We start from the raw sequence: 15046 nt of genomic DNA, 5'->3' as shown, positions 1-15046 counted from the left end.
CGGCTCTGGGTTTCAGGGAAAAGACCGTGCGATTTTACCGGCACCCCTTCCGTTGCCACGCAATGGCCTTGTGCAACTTCGTCAATTCTTTTGATCGTCTACAATGGCGGCCATCATGTTCAATCCCTCACGAGAAGAAGTCCGCCGGTTCTTCTGCGATGCCTGGCAGAAGCAGATCGCGGGCAGTGTCCTGACGCCGCTCGAGGCCATCGCCGCCGACTGGATCGCCGAGCATCCCGAGTATCAGCAACTGCTGACGGACACCGAAGGCGCGCTGGCGGAGGCGTACACGCCCGAGCGCGGGCAGACCAACCCGTTCCTCCACCTGTCGATGCATCTGTCGATTTCCGAGCAGATCTCGATCGACCAGCCGCCGGGCATCCGGGGCGCCTATGAGGCGCTGGCGCGCCGGCTGGACTCGCCGCACGAGGCGCAGCATCAGGTCATGGAGTGCCTGGGCGAAATGCTGTGGAACGCACAACGCACGGGACTGCCGCCCGACGGGCAGGCTTATATCGATGCGGTGAGGCGTCGCGCAGGCGCCTGATACGGCTCGCGGCTCGGGGATCAGATTCCGACAAACACTGACAAGTGATTTGCCGGTGCCATGCTAGCCTTTGCGGCATCGCCAATCTGACACATCGCGCGCCATCCCGGCGCGCCATGCTCCGTTCCCATGACCGCTATTGCGCCCGCCCGCGCCGCGTCTGCCCGCGCCCTGCCGCACCGCCTTCCGCCCCTGCGCGCCCCCTTCGCGGGCGCGCTCGCGTCCGCCCTCCTTGCCATGCCGTTTGCCGCGCAGGCCGCCGTCACGCTGCTGCAGCCGCCGCGCGTGGTCGATGGCACGCAGCCGCTGACGGTCACATTGCTGGTGGTCGGCGACGCGGAGACGCGCCGCTTCGAGGTGCCCGCCACGCTTGCAGTGACGGCCTCGGCCGACATGACCGCGCCGATCCGCGTGGAGGCGCGGCGCGTGGGATCGGGGCCGGCGGTGTTGCAACTGAAGAACGGCGAGACCCGCACGATCCGCTATACCGCGCGGTGGCCCGACGCGCTGCGCGGGCAGGTGCGGCTCGACGTGGCGGGCATCGATGCCGCGCCCGTGCTCGTGAGCCTGAACCGGGCACCGGTGGCCGGCGCCGCTTCGGTCGCCGCAACCCCGGGCGCCGCGGCCCTGCCGCCGAACGGCACGGCGCCCGAAGTGCCACCGGCCGGTGCGGCACCGGAGACGGCCGTGGCGACCGTGCCCCCCGAAGCCGGCCCCGCGCCCGCGGACCTGCGCGACGCACAGCGGCTCTCGTTCAACGAGCCGATGTACATCATGTTCGGCGGCCATGACGGCGCAAACGCCAAATTCCAGCTGAGCTTCAAGTTCCGGATCTTCGAAGGCAAAGACCCGAACTCGAAGGCGGTGCTCGACAACCTGTACTTCGGCTACACGCAGTTCTCGCTATGGGACCTGAGCGGCGAATCGCGGCCTTTCCGCGATACCAACTATCGCCCGAGCCTCTATTACTACCTGTCCGATACGGGCGTGCGCAACAACGTCATCAGCCGGCTGTCCGTCGCGACGGGCTTCGAGCATGAATCGAACGGGCTCGGCGGCGACAGTTCGCGCGGCATCAATACGTTGTTCGTGACCCCGACGATGTACTTCGGCGACCAGACCGACTGGCACTGGCGTGTCGCGCCGAAGCTGTACGCGTACGTGGGCAAGAGCGATAACGAGGACATTGCGCATTATCGCGGCTACATGGACCTCAATATCGCGTACGGGAAACCCGACTCGTGGGAAGTCGCCGCCACGCTGCGCAAGGGCACGCGCAAGGGATACGGCAGCGTGAACGCCGCCCTGACGTATCCGCTCGCGCGGATCGTGCCCGGCACGGCGGGCTACCTGATGGCGGGCTGGTTCTACGGCTACGGCGAATCGCTGATCGATTACAACCAGAAGTCGCCGTGGCAGTTCCGCATCGGGTACGCGTTGTCGCGCTAGGTCCGGTTAGCCGGCCAGCGGCTTCCCACCGGCCTTGAGGCGCGCGTTGCCGACAGCCGCCGCGAACTGGCCGTGACCATGCCAGCCGGTGGCGCGGCCGAGCTTCTTGCCCTTGTGGAAGAACATGAAGACCGGAATGCCGTGCAGCCCGAATCGGCGGCCGAGTTCCGGATGCGCGTAGACGTTGGCATGGAGCCAGTGCACGTTGAGCGCGCGGATCGGGTCGGGATTGGCGAGCATCGCCTTCTTGGCCATCTCGCAATTGAAGCAGTCCACGCCCCAGAAGAAGACGCAGACGAGGTCGTCGCCGGCTTCGGCGATGGCGGCGTCGATGGTCGCGCCATCGACCTCGCGCATGCCGAAGGCTTCGAAGGCGCGGTGGTCGAGATGCGGCGGCGTGGGCGATGCCGGTGCATTCGTGTCGCCCGCTTCGGCCGGTTCAGTGGATTCGGTCGGTTCTGTCATGGGGACTCCTGAAAAGCCGAACGCCCGGGCCAAGGGCACCGGGCGTTCGTGACGGCTGACTGGGAGAGACGGCCTCAGCGCGGCGCCGAGACGGTCACGAGTGCCGGACGCAGGACGCGGTCGGCAATCAGGTAGCCGCGCTGCAGCACGTTGACGACGGTGTTCGGCTCCTGCTCGGACGGCACCATCGAAATGGCCTGGTGGCGATGCGGGTCGAACTTCTCGCCTACCGGGTTCAGTTCGACGATCTTGCCGCGCTCGAAGGCGCTGGCGAGCTGACGCGCGGTCAGTTGCACGCCCTCGCGCAGCTTGGCGAGATCGTTCGTGTTGTCGGCGAGCGCGGCCTGGAGGCTGTCCATGACCGGCAGCAGGTTGTCCGCGAAGTTCTCGATCGCGAACTTGTGGGCCTTGGCGACGTCCTCCTGGGCGCGCCGGCGGATGTTCTCGCCTTCCGCGGTGGCGCGCAGGAACATGTCGTAATGCTCCTTGGCCTTGGCTTCGAGGTCGGCGACCTGTTGCGTCAGTTGCGCGACCAGGTCGTCACCGCCGGCTTGCTGTACGCCGGGCGCGGCTTGTGCGTCGTCTGCGGCAGCGGGAGATGGCGTCTGATTCTGTTCTTCCATGTCGTTCAATCTGTATGCAAAAAAGGCTTTGAGAGTCGGCAAGTGTAGCGCGCAGTTGGCGGCGCCCGGCGGTTTTTCAAGAGGTGCCGGTTCGGATCCTTCGAAACAAGCCGTTACAAACGCAGGCGAATCGTCACCGGGACGTCATTGCCTTGCTGCGGCGCACACACTACTATTCATGGTGAAAAAATGACAAAAATGATGCGGGAGGTAGAGGTGAATCGCTATGGGGATCATGGGGATCGTCCCACTGCCGACTTCAGAAGGTTTGCCATGCATAAGATGCCTGTGGTGACGTTCTGCCTGGTGGCCGCACTGGCGCTGATGACGGTGTTCATCTGCGTCTCCGGCGCCTTTACTCCGCGGGAAACCGAATACGGGAGCGGCAAAGCCGTCTTCAAACACTACCTGGTCCACTACGTCCGATGACCGAGCGTCCGATGTCGGGCGTTCGACTTTCAGTGCCTAAAGTCGTCGATCCGGCGGCGGTCCCGCTTGGTCGGCCGGCCCTGCAGTTGCGCGGTCGGCTCGTTCTGATACCGGCGCCGCTCGGCGTCCTGCTCCCGCTTTGCCACGCTGGCCGGCGTCTCCTCGTATAGCGTCTGCGCGACCGGCGCCGGCCCGCGGGCTGCGGCGATACCTTTCACCACGATTTCCCAGCGCTGCTGGTAGGCCTCGATGACGATCGTGTCGCCCGGCTTGACCTCGCGCGAATTCTTCACCGCCTGGCCATTGACCTCGACGCGGCCCCGGTCCACGGCTTCTGCCGCCAGCGAGCGCGTCTTGAAGAACCGCGCGCACCAGAGCCACTTGTCGATGCGCAGTCGCGCATCGGGTTCGAAATCCACATTCATGTTCGTACCCCTCAGGCTGCCGCCCCCCGCGTCTGCGCGCGCGCCCGGCGCGCGTCCAGTTCATGAGGATGCGGCGCGCGCAGCGGCCAACCCTGCAGATGCTGCAGCGCGATCTCGGCCAGCCCCGCAATCCATGGCTGCGCGTCGTTCATACAAGGGATGAAGTGAAAATCCTTGCCGCCCGCCACGCGGAACTCGGACTGTCCCTCCATCGCGATTTCTTCCAGCGTCTCGATGCAGTCGGCCGGGAATCCCGGGCAGAACACATCGACGCGCGCGGTGCCGACGCGGCCAAGCTCGGTGAGCGTCGGCGCGGTATAGGGCTGCAGCCACTCGGCCTTGCCGAAGCGCGACTGGAACGTGACCTGATACTGCCCCGGCTGCAGTCCTAGCGCCTCGCCCAGCAGCCGGCCAGTCTTCAGGCACTCGCAGTGATACGGGTCGCCAAGGTCGAGCAGCCGTCGCGGCAGACCGTGGAACGACAGAATGAGCTTGTCACCGCGCGCGAAATCCGGCGCGCCGTGCTGCGCCCAGTATGCGCCCACCTGCTGGTGCAGCGCGGAGATATAGGCCGGATGATCGTGAAAATGCTTCACGAGCCGCAGTTCGGGCTGATTGCGCCACTGGCCGAGTACGCGGAACAGCTCGTCGAACGCCGTGGCGGTGGTCGTGCCAGAGAACTGCGGATACAGCGGCAGCACGAGGATCCGTTCGGTACCCTGACGGCGCAGGGCCTCCAGCACAGAGCCGATCGACGGATTGCCGTAGCGCATCGCGCAGGCGACCGTGACGTCGTGGCCCTGCTGGATCATCAGCTGCTGGAGCGCGTGGGCCTGCCGTTCGGTGTAGACGAGCAGCGGCGAGCCCGTCATGTGGGCTTCCCGCAGCCAGATCGATTCGTACTTCATGGCCGACGCGCGCGAGCGGATCGGCAGGATCACGCCGTGGAGGATCGGCAGCCACGCGGCCCGGGGAATTTCGACCACGCGGGGGTCGCCGAGGAATTGCGCCAGATAGCGGCCGACCGCCTTTGGCGTGGGGGCATCGGGTGTGCCCAGGTTGATCAGCAGGATCGCGGTGCGCGGGGCCTGCCCATGCTGGTAAGTCGGTTCCGGTGCAAACGTCATAGAGTTCCCGTAGGCGCCGCGGGCCATGCGGCCGCGCGGCCGGCGCGGTTCAGTTCTGGCTCAGCGCGCTGGAGAGCAGCCGCGCGGTGATATCGACGATGGGAATCACGCGCTCGTAGGCCATGCGCGTGGGGCCGATCACGCCTAGCGTGCCGACGATCTGGCCGTCGACCTCGTACGGCGCGGTGATCACCGCCATGTCCTCGATGGGCACGAGCTGGCTCTCCCCGCCAATGAAGATCTGCACGCCCTGCGCGTGGCTGGACACGTCGAGCAGCTGAAGCAGGTTGGTCTTGTGCTCGAACACGTCGAACAGCCGGCGCAGCTTGTCCATGCTCGAGGCGAGGTCTTCCACCTCCAGCAGCTTGCGCTCGCCCGAGATGAAGACCTGATCGTCGTCTTCAGCCATGGCGCTGCTGCCCGCCTCCACCGCGGCCTGCATCAGCGACGACATGTCGCGCCGCAGATCCTGCAGTTCCACGCGCATGTGGTCGCGCACGGCGTCGAAGCTCATGCCCGTGTAATGCGTGTTGAAGTAGTTCGCGGCCTCGATCAGCTGGGCCGGTGTATAGGGGCGTTCGGTCTGAATGATCCTATTCTGGACATCCCCCTCCGGACTGACGATGATCAGCAGGATGCGCTTTTCGGACAGCCGCATGAATTCGACCTGCCGGAACGACTGGGCGCGCCGCGGCGTCATGACCACGCCCGCGAACCGCGACAGGTTCGACAGCGTGTGCGCGGCCGTGGTGATCATCCGCTGCGGCGTCTGCTGGGGGCCCGCCAGCTGGCCCTGGATCTGCCCGGCCAGATCGGCGAGCTGCGCCGCGAGTTCGGGGCCACGGTCCAGCGGCCGCGCGGTCAGCATCGAATCCACGAACAGCCGGTAGCCGCGCGGCGTGGGAATCCGGCCCGCGGACGTATGCGGACTGGCGATGAAGCCCATCTCCTCGAGATCGGACATCACGTTGCGGATCGTCGCGGGCGACAGGTCGAGCCCCGAGTACTTGGACAGCGTCCGCGAGCCCACGGGCTGTCCCTCGGCGATATACCGCTCGATCAGCGTCTTCAGTAGGGTTTTCGAACGTTCGTCCATAATGCCCAGATTCTAATCAAGTTTTCCGGCTCTGGGCGGGCTTGCGCCATCCCCCGGAGCGGCTGCTGACAACGGTCATATCGGTATGGTCTAATCCCGCCATGTCCGTACCGCCCAAAGCCAGCGCGCCGCGCGCGCCGTTCAAGACCATCGCCCTCGTGGGCCGCCATTCCACCGCCGGGATCGAAGGCCCGCTGGAGGAGATCGCGTCGTGCGTGTCGCGCATCGGCCAGGACGTGGTGTTCGAGCGCGAGACCGCGCAGGCCACGGGTCTGACCGGGTATCCCGCGCTGACGCCCGAGGAAATCGCCCGCACCGCCGACGTGGCCGTGGTCCTCGGCGGCGACGGCACGCTGCTGGGCATCGCGCGGCAGCTGGCCGGCGCCGGCGTGCCGCTGATCGGCGTCAACCACGGGCGGCTCGGCTTCATGACCGACATTCCGCTCGACGACGTCACCACCGTGCTGCCCGCCATGCTGTCCGGCCATTACGAGGCCGAGACCCGCATGCTGCTCGAGTCCCGGGTGATCCGCGACGACGAGATCATCTTCACCGCGCTGGCGCTCAACGACGTGGTGGTGAACCGTTCGGGCATCTCGGGCATGGTCGAACTCGCGGTGTCGGTGGATGGCTACCATATGTACAACCAGCGTTCGGACGGCCTGATCGTGTCCACGCCGACGGGCTCCACCGCGTATGCGCTGTCCGCCGGCGGTCCGATCCTGCATCCTACGCTCTCCGGGCTGGTGCTCGTGCCCATCGCGCCGCATGCGTTGTCGAACCGCCCGATCGTGCTGCCGCACGACGCGGAGGTGACCATCGAGGTGGCGACCGCGCGCGATGCCAGTGTGAATTTCGACATGCAGTCCCTGACGTCGCTGCTGCCGGGCGACCGCATCGTCGTCCGCCGCGCCGCGAAGGCCGTGCAGCTGCTGCATCCGGTCGGCTACAACTACTACGCCACGCTGCGCAAGAAGCTACATTGGCACGAATACCCTACCGAGGACAATCGGCTTTGATCTGACAAAGGGCCTGCCTCCGACGAACCCGACGCATGCCGACGCACGCCGGGCACGCCGCGGGCCACCCTCCCCCCCTATCCGCACCGTAACCACCTCTCCCGCCCACCGCTCACGATGCTGCGCAGCCTGTCCATCCGCGACTTCGTCATCGTCGATACGCTCGACCTCGACTTCTCCGCCGGTTTCACCGTGTTCACCGGGGAAACCGGCGCCGGCAAGTCGATCCTGATCGATGCGCTCGCGCTCGTGCTTGGCGAGCGGGCCGATGCCGGCGTGGTGCGCGAAGGCGCCGCGCGCGCGAGCATCAGCGCGACCTTTGGCACCCATCCCGCGCTCGACGCGTGGCTGGCGGAGCGCGAGCTCGGCGCCGACGACGGCAACAGCGAGGTGCTGCTGCGCCGGACCGTCGATGCGAGCGGGCGCGGCAAGGCCTTTATCAACGGCGCCGCGGCGACGCTCGCGCAATTGCGCGAGGTGGGCGACCAGCTCGTCGATATCCATGGCCAGCACGCGCATCAGCAACTGCTGCGGCCCGACGCGCAACGCCTGCTGTTCGACGCCCATGCGGGCCTGACGCTGCAGACCGCCGCGGTGGCCGAGGCGTGGCGCGCATGGCGCGCCTGCGTGAAGCAGCGCGAGGCGGTCGAGCAGCAGTCGCGCGAGATGCAGCTGGAGCGCGAGCGGCTCGAATGGCAGGTGGGCGAACTGGAGAAGCTCGCGCCGCAACCGGGCGAGTGGGACGAGATCCAGACCGAATACAACCGGCTGTCGCACGCGGCCAGCCTGATCGACGGCAGCCGCGCGGCGCTCGACGCGCTGCACGAGGCCGATGGCTCGGTACTGTCGGCGCTCAACAGCCTCGTGCAGAAGATCCGTCAGCTCGCCGACCTCGATCCCGCGCTGAACGACGTGCTGGCGGCGCTCGAACCCGCCCAGGTGCAGGCCGAGGAAGCCGCGCACTCGCTCTCGCGTTACGTCGATCGCGTGGAACTCGACCCCGAGCGGCTCCAGGCCGTGGAAGCGCGCATGCAGGCGATTCACACGACCGCGCGGAAGTACCGGCTGCCCCCCGAGCAACTGCCCGACGAGCTGCTCGCGCGCCGCCAGCAACTCGACGACCTCCAGTCCGCGCAGGACATCAACAAGATCGTCGCGCGCGAGACGGCGGCGCGGGGCGCCTACCTGACGCTCGCGCAGCATCTGTCGGCCGCGCGCAAGGTAGCCGCCGAGGCGCTGTCCGCGGCGGTCACCGACGCCATGCAGGGGCTCTCGATGGCCGGCGGCGCGTTCTCGGTGGCACTGCACCCGCTCGAAGACGGCCAGAGCTACGGGCTGGAGCAGGTGGAATTCCTCGTCGCCGGCCACGCGGGCGTGACCGCGCGCCCGCTCGCGCGCGTGGCGTCGGGCGGCGAACTGGCCCGGATCAGCCTCGCGATCTCGGTGATCACGAGCGAAGCCGCGCCCACGCCGACGCTGATCTTCGACGAGGTGGATACCGGCATCGGCGGCGCGGTGGCCGAAGTGGTCGGACGCCGGCTGCAGGAACTCGGGCGCGCGCGGCAGGTGCTGTGCGTCACCCATCTGCCGCAGGTGGCCGCGCAGGCGGGCACGCATCTGCTGGTCAGCAAGGAGACGGTCGACGATGGCGCGCAGGCCGGCCCGATCACGCGATCGCGCATCCGGCCGCTCGATGCCGAGGGCCGGGTGGCCGAGACCGCGCGCATGCTCGGCGGCGCCACGGTGACTGCCACCACGCTGCAACATGCCGAGGAGATGCTCGCGCAAGGCGCGCGGGGCGGCCCGGCGGCCAATGCGGCAGGCAAGGGAACGAAGGCCGACAAGGAAGGCCGGCGCGCACGGCGCGCTTAACTTTTACCGCCGGCGCGGCGATGCGCCGGTCGAGGAGCGACACGAGATGACCCATGGCAAGCCGCAAGGCCGCCCTGTCTGGAAAACGTCGGACCGCCGGCAGGCGCGTCCGATGCGCCGCGCCATGCTGAGCACGATGGTCGCGGCCGCCGCCGTGGCCTGCCTGGCCGCGATGTCCGGTTGCGCGTCGGAGTCGCGTTCCTACGCGCCGCCGCCCGGCAGCATTACCGACGATCGCGCCATCGGCGACATCATGGTCCGCTTCACGCCCCCGGAGGTTATCGTGTCCGAGGATGCGGGCAAGCTGCTCGCGGGCATCGCGGGGCCGTACCGCTATCTGGTCAAGCGGCCGATGTCGGGCGGCGTGTGGCTCGTGACGGCCATCAGCAAGTCGCCCGATGCCACGCTCGACCAGGCCGTGACGGTGCTGCGCGCCGCGCCGCGCATCGAGACCGCCGAGCCGGACCGTCTGCTCAAGCCGCATCGCGCGATCCCGCGGACGCGGGACATGCCATCGAACTAGCCAGGCATGGGAAACGCTCGAAACGCGCAACAAAGTCAAAAAACGGAAGTTTGAAGTCCACCGCGCTCACTCGCCCTACCTTACGCTGTCGCTGAAACACACACAGGAGGCCTAGATGCCCACAGCAGCGCCGCAGTCAATGTCCTGGTCAAGCATTGCACAACGCCCCAGCCGATGGCGGCGGTGGCATGTTGGCCGTGTGGTGCTCACCTCCATGGCCATGCTGGCCGCGGCCGCCTCGCTGGCCGTGCCAATGGCCGCGCACGCCGACACCACCGTCGCGCTCAAGACGGCGCCCCGGCATGCGGTCAACTATACGGGCAACTACATCGTCCGGTGGCGCGACGGGCAGGCCCCTTCCGACAACACGGCCGAGACCGCCAGACGCATGCAGCAGGTGCAGGACAGCACCGGCGTCGCGCTGGCCGTCAAGCGCAAGATGGGCGGCGCGCTGCAACTGCTGTCGGTGTCGAATGCCTCCGGAGAGGACCCCGAAGCCGTGGCCGCGCGGCTGCGCAAGGATCCGCGCATTGCCGACGCGGTACCCGACCGCTGGCTGCGCGTGCACGACACCACGCCGAACGATCCGGAGTTCGTGCCGAATCAGATTTACCTTGGCTCGCCGCAACAGGCCGTGGGCGGCGTCAATCTGCCCAAGGCGTGGGACCGGACGCGCGGCAGCAACGCCGTGGTGATCGCGGTGGTGGATACGGGGTATCTGCCCCACCCCGATCTGGTGAGCCGCATCATTCCCGGCTACGACTTCATCACGCAGCCCGTCGTGTCCAACGACGGCGACGGCCGCGATGCCGATCCGCGCGACCCCGGCGATAACGAACCGGTCGGTACCGTGTGTTCCGATGGCACCGTGAACACGGCGGTACCGAGCACGTGGCATGGCACGCGCGTGGCCAGCGTGCTGGGCGCCGTGACGAACAACGGCACCAATATCGCCGGCGTCGACTGGAATGCGCAGATCCTGCCGGTGCGCGTCTCCGGACGCTGCGGCGCGCAGCTGTCGGACACCGTCGATGGCATGCGCTGGGCCGGCGGCCTGTCGGTGCCCGGCGTGCCCGACAACCCGACGCCGGCGCGCGTGATCAACGTCAGCCTCGGCGGCGGAACGTGCAGCTCCGTCGAGCAGCAGGCGATCAACGACCTGACCGCGCGCGGCGCCGTGGTCGTCGCGGCCGCGGGCAATGCGGCGCCTGGGCAGGTGGCGGGCGGCGTCGAAGCCCCGGCCGACTGCGCGGGCGTGATCGCGGTGACCGCGCATGCGAACGACGGCGAGAACGCGAGCTATGCCAATGTGGGCCCCGAGGTCGCGATCAGCGCGCCGGGCGGCGGCTGCGGCAACTCCAGGGTGCAGAACGGTGCGTGCGTGGGCGGGCAGTCGGTGATTCGCACGCTCGCCAATGACGGCACCTCGACGCCGACGACGTACAACGTGTCCTCGGCGCAGGGCACGAGCTTTGCCACGCCGATGGTGTCGGGCGTGATCGGGCTCATGCTCGCGGTGAATCCTTCGCTGACGCCCGCGCAGATCATTGCCACGCTGAAGACCTCCGCGCGGCCGCATCCCGCCAATACGTTCTGCATGCGGACCTCCACGGCGGTCTGCGGCGCGGGGCTGCTCGATGCGGACGCGGCGGTCGCCCTCGCGCCGACACCGCCTGCGACGGCGACGCCGCCCACGGCCGCGCAGCCTGTGACGGACACCAGCAGCAACGGCGGCGGCGGTGGCGGCGGTGCCGTCGCGCCGTGGCTGGCGGTGTTGCTCGCGGTGGGCGGTGCGGTGGGATTTGCCCTGCGGCGCAGGGGCTGGGTCCGCCGTTAAGTCAGGTAGAGGCTGGCGGGGGTTGGCAGACGGCCGGCGGCGCGTTCAACGCCGGCGGTTGCTCCACCACTCCTGCAGGATCCAGCACGCAAGGCCGGCCACCGCGCCGGCGGCGTGGGCAGCGCGCACGACGCCGAAGCCCCACGATGGGTCGAATACGATGGCGGCCAGCCATGACTGTTCGGCCCATACCTTGACCAATACGGCGACGCACATCGCCACGCCGATCACGCGTGACAGGCCCGCGGCCTGAAGTAGCCGCAGGCCGCCCCAGAGCGCCACGCCGTGCAGCGCGCCCGACAGGCCGCCGTACCATCCGATCGATGGCATCTGAAGCATCGCCACCTGCGTGGCGACGCCGCAGATCGTCAGCACGGCGAGCAGCTCGCGCGGCCGCGCTTCCCGCGCGATGAGCAACAGCAGGCCGCTGCACGCGGCCACGTCGGTCAGCCAGTGCTTCCACCCGAGATGGACCCACATCGCCGTCACGACGCGCCACCACTCGCCGTCCGCGCGCACCGCGTCGCGCAGATACAAGCCGTGGGCATGGAGCCAGGGGACGAACGTGAACAGCGCGGACACGATGGCCACACCTGCCACGGTCGCTGCCATCGGACCCGTGCCAGTGTGGGTCCGCCCCGGGGCGGGAGTAGCGAGCGTCGCGGGCGTAGCGGAAGGCGCGGAGGTTGCGCCTCCCGGCTCGGCCGGAGGCCTCCCGTCAGCCGTCATCGCGCACCGCGGCCATCCCGCCACTCAGCCATCGCCGAACACCGCCGTCCAGAGCGCCCGCACGCGCGCGGTCTCGTTGGCGACGCTGGCCGGCGGCACGCGCGCCTGCGCATGGCCGTCGAGGCGAAGCTGGTGCTGGCGCGCGCGGAACAGGCGGTACGCATCGCCGACCTCTCCCGCGAGCGTGGTATCGATCAGGCCCAGTTCCCCCGCGATCCGCAGCAGCGCGATGTTGCCCGCATTGCGCGTCAGCGCGGGATGCGCCCGGCTGTGCAGCAGCACGAGGTACTGCACCGTGAATTCGATGTCGACCATGCCGCCGCGATCGTGCTTGAGGTCGAACAGCGCGGTCGGGTTCGGATGCCCGTCGGACACCTTGCCGCGCATCTCGACGATCTCCGCGCGCAATGCGTCCGCATCGCGCGGCTGGCACAACACGTCCTGCCGCAGCGATTCGAAGCGCGCGCCGATCTCGGCATCGCCCGCGCAGAAGCGCGCGCGCGTGAGCGCCTGATGCTCCCAGACCCATGCGGTGTTGTCCCCCTCGCGGAATTGATAGCGGCGGAACGCATCGAAGCTTGTGACGAGCAGACCCGCCTCGCCATTGGGCCGCAGCCGCGTGTCGACGTCGAACAGCATGCCGGCCGCGGTATGGCTCGTGAGCCAGGTGATGAGCCGCCGCGCATAGGCCGCGTAGACCTCGGGCGCGCGCTCGTGCGGATCGTCGTACAGGAACACGATGTCGAGGTCCGACGAATACCCGAGTTCCTTGCCGCCCAGCCGCCCATACGCGATGACCGCGAAGCGCGGCGTCTCCGTATGACGCGTGGCGAGCTGCCGCCACACGGCCTGCAGCGTGACTTCGAGCATCGCATCGGCCAGATCCGACAACCGGTCCGCGATCTGCTCGACGGTCAGCGTGCCGCGCAGGTCCTGCAGCAGCACGCGGAACGTCTCGGCATGGTGCTCGCGGCGCAGGATGTCCATCTGCGTCTCCACCTGCCCGTCCGACGCGGCCAGACGATCGGCCAGGCGTTGACGGAAGGCGGGCCAGTCCGGCGCGCCGGCCAGCGCATCGCTGTCGAGCAGTTCGTCGAGCAGTTGCGGGTGACGCGTGAGGTAGGCCGCGGCCCAGCGCGACGCGTGCAGCGTGTGGGCGACCCGATCCATCGCCTGCGGATACTCGGACAGCAGCGACAGGTACGACGCGCGCCGGCTGATCGCGTCGAGAAAATCGAGAAAGCGCGCGATCGTGCTGTCCGCATCCTCCTGCCGCGCGGCAAGGTCGAGCGCGCGGTTCACGAGCTGATCGAAGCGCGCGCGGCTCGTCTCGGACAACGCGCGGTAGCGGACCGACGTGGCGATGGCGCGCAGGCGGTCGTAGAGCCCCGTGCAGTCGCTGAACCCGGCGGCCTGCAGGCGCTGGCACGGCGTCGATTCCGGATCGGTCTCGTCGGGACCCTCCTGCGACGCGCGCGTGGCGGCTTCCTCGCGAACGAGTTCCGGCCACAGTTCCTCGGCCGGCTGCGTGTCGCCCTCCGCGTACGGATCGGCGAAGGTCGCCTCGAACTGCTGCGCCACGGGCTGCTGCAGCGCATGCATGCGCTCCAGCAGCGCCTGCCAGTCCTCGCAGCCCATCGACAACGCCACGGCATGCTGCTCCTCGGGCGCGGTGGGCAGATGGTGCGTCTGCGCGTCGTCGCGGTATTGGAGGCGGTGCTCGAGCTGCCGCAGGAAGCGGTAGGCATCGGCGAGTTGCTCGGCCTGCCCCGCCGGCAGCAGGTTGCGCTCCACGGCCACCGCCAGCACTTCCAGCGTCGGCCGCACGCGCAGCGCGGGGTCCTGCCCGCCGCGAATGAGCTGGAAGACCTGCGCCATGAATTCGATCTCGCGGATCCCGCCGCGCCCGAGCTTGATGTTGAACGAGCGCTGGTTCATCCCGTGGCCGGCCAGCCCGCCGCTCCGCTTGGCCGCTTCCGCCCGGATCTGCGCGTGCAGCGACCGGATGGCCGCGATCACGCCATAGTCGAGGTAGCGGCGGAAGATGAACGGCGTGGTCAGCCGCTCGAGCAGGGCCGCCGTCCGCTGGGCATGCGGCGAGTCCTGCGCGGAGACGATCCGGCCCTTGATCCACGCATAGCGCTCCCACTCGCGACCCTGCACGATCAGGTATTCCTCGAGCATCCCCAGGCTGCACACGAGCGGCCCCGCGTCGCCGTTCGGGCGCAGTCGCATGTCCACGCGGAAGACGTAGCCATCCGCGGTGACTTCGGACAGCAGGTTGATCAGGCGCCGGCCGAGCCGGATGAAATATTCGTGGTTGGACAGCGAGCGCGTGCCGCCCTGGGTGTCGCCGTCCTCGTCGTAGAGGAAGATCAGGTCGATGTCCGACGACACATTGAGCTCGCGGCCGCCGAGCTTGCCCATGCCGACCACGACCAGTTCCTGCACCTCGCTGCCCTGCTGGCACGTGGGCCGGCCGAAGGTCGCGGCAAGGTCGTCGCCGAGCACGTGCAGGCCGTGCTGAATGGCGAGTTCCGCGAGGTCCGTCATCGCGCCCGTGACCTCGGCCAGCGTGGCGGCGCCGCGCAGGTCGCGCTCGACGATCGCGCACATGACCTCGGCACGCAGCCGGCGCAGCGCCCGGCCCGCGGCGGCATCGACATCGGCGGCGGGCTCGTGCAGCGCCGAGAGACGCGCCTCCATCCACGCGCGTGTCAGCGGCGCGGCGGCCGCCCGCGTTACGACCTCTGCGACCTCCGGGCGCGCCTGCAGGACGCGGCGCGCGTAATGGGAATAGGCCGCCGAGTACAATACGTGGCCCTCGCCATCGAGACGCGACGGATCCATTGCGGGCATGGTCGCGAACGCGCCTTCGGCCATATTGCCGAGCGCGGCGGAAGTG

General features: G+C 68.6%; 14 protein-coding genes. 7 read left to right on the top strand and 7 right to left on the bottom strand.

Features of this window, described 5'->3' with window-relative positions; all coding sequences use genetic code 11:
- Window positions 1-115 precede the first annotated feature (115 nt).
- A complete protein-coding gene (locus KHP16_RS04505; protein ID WP_109582730.1) occupies window positions 116-547 on the top strand; it encodes a DUF1841 family protein in 432 nt (143 codons plus the stop codon).
- A gap of 129 nt (window positions 548-676) precedes the next feature.
- On the top strand, window positions 677-1996 hold the full coding sequence (locus KHP16_RS04500; RefSeq protein ID WP_211959646.1) for a phospholipase A: 1320 nt from the start codon (window positions 677-679) through the stop codon (window positions 1994-1996).
- A gap of 6 nt (window positions 1997-2002) precedes the next feature.
- On the opposite strand, the gene KHP16_RS04495 is transcribed toward KHP16_RS04500, so the two are convergent.
- A complete protein-coding gene (locus KHP16_RS04495) occupies window positions 2003-2353 on the bottom strand; it encodes a thioredoxin family protein (protein ID WP_244835706.1) in 351 nt (116 codons plus the stop codon).
- A 182-nt stretch (window positions 2354-2535) separates the two neighbouring features.
- Window positions 2536-3084, bottom strand: coding sequence for a nucleotide exchange factor GrpE (grpE, locus tag KHP16_RS04490; protein ID WP_109582732.1), 549 nt, complete (start codon window positions 3082-3084; stop codon window positions 2536-2538).
- Window positions 3085-3273: 189 nt separating this feature from the next.
- Here grpE and KHP16_RS04485 point away from each other — a divergent pair, with 189 nt between their 5' ends.
- A complete protein-coding gene (locus KHP16_RS04485) occupies window positions 3274-3513 on the top strand; it encodes a hypothetical protein (protein WP_211960026.1) in 240 nt (79 codons plus the stop codon).
- A gap of 29 nt (window positions 3514-3542) precedes the next feature.
- Here KHP16_RS04485 and KHP16_RS04480 read toward each other — a convergent pair whose 3' ends face one another.
- Genes KHP16_RS04480 through hrcA form a run of 3 tightly spaced genes read right to left on the bottom strand, consistent with a single transcriptional unit; the run spans window position 3543 to window position 6161 of the window.
- Window positions 3543-3938, bottom strand: coding sequence for an RNA-binding S4 domain-containing protein (locus KHP16_RS04480; protein WP_109581597.1), 396 nt, complete (start codon window positions 3936-3938; stop codon window positions 3543-3545).
- 11 nt (window positions 3939-3949) lie between these two features.
- Window positions 3950-5065, bottom strand: a complete 1116-nt coding sequence (hemH, locus tag KHP16_RS04475; protein WP_211959644.1) for a ferrochelatase — start codon at window positions 5063-5065, stop codon at window positions 3950-3952.
- Window positions 5066-5114: 49 nt separating this feature from the next.
- On the bottom strand, window positions 5115-6161 hold the full coding sequence (gene hrcA / locus KHP16_RS04470; protein WP_109581599.1) for a heat-inducible transcriptional repressor HrcA: 1047 nt from the start codon (window positions 6159-6161) through the stop codon (window positions 5115-5117).
- Window positions 6162-6262: 101 nt separating this feature from the next.
- On the opposite strand from hrcA, the gene KHP16_RS04465 reads away from it, so the two are divergent.
- The 4 genes from KHP16_RS04465 (at window position 6263) to mprA (ending at window position 11412) form a co-directional block, all read left to right on the top strand.
- Complete coding sequence (locus tag KHP16_RS04465) at window positions 6263-7180, top strand: NAD kinase (RefSeq protein ID WP_109581600.1); 918 nt, start codon at window positions 6263-6265, stop codon at window positions 7178-7180.
- Window positions 7181-7297: 117 nt separating this feature from the next.
- Complete coding sequence (gene recN / locus KHP16_RS04460; RefSeq protein WP_211959643.1) at window positions 7298-9052, top strand: DNA repair protein RecN; 1755 nt, start codon at window positions 7298-7300, stop codon at window positions 9050-9052.
- Window positions 9053-9098: 46 nt separating this feature from the next.
- Entirely contained in the window at window positions 9099-9575 is a 477-nt protein-coding gene (locus KHP16_RS04455) for a hypothetical protein (protein ID WP_415831147.1), read from the top strand.
- Between the two features lie 220 nt (window positions 9576-9795).
- On the top strand, window positions 9796-11412 hold the full coding sequence (gene mprA, locus KHP16_RS04450) for an MprA protease, GlyGly-CTERM protein-sorting domain-containing form (protein ID WP_211959976.1): 1617 nt from the start codon (window positions 9796-9798) through the stop codon (window positions 11410-11412).
- A gap of 45 nt (window positions 11413-11457) precedes the next feature.
- On the opposite strand, the gene rrtA is transcribed toward mprA, so the two are convergent.
- Together rrtA and glnE are read right to left on the bottom strand one after the other, a co-directional pair.
- Window positions 11458-12024: a rhombosortase gene (rrtA, locus tag KHP16_RS04445; protein ID WP_244835633.1), complete on the bottom strand. Its 567-nt coding sequence runs from the start codon at window positions 12022-12024 to the stop codon at window positions 11458-11460.
- A 141-nt stretch (window positions 12025-12165) separates the two neighbouring features.
- A complete protein-coding gene (gene glnE / locus KHP16_RS04440; RefSeq protein ID WP_211959975.1) occupies window positions 12166-15024 on the bottom strand; it encodes a bifunctional [glutamate--ammonia ligase]-adenylyl-L-tyrosine phosphorylase/[glutamate--ammonia-ligase] adenylyltransferase in 2859 nt (952 codons plus the stop codon).
- Window positions 15025-15046: the final 22 nt, after the last annotated feature.

Origin of the sequence: Cupriavidus plantarum, assembly GCF_905397285.1 — a bacterium.
GTDB classification, from domain to species: Bacteria; Pseudomonadota; Gammaproteobacteria; order Burkholderiales; family Burkholderiaceae; genus Cupriavidus; species Cupriavidus plantarum.
This window is presented reverse-complemented; position numbering and strand designations above follow the sequence as displayed.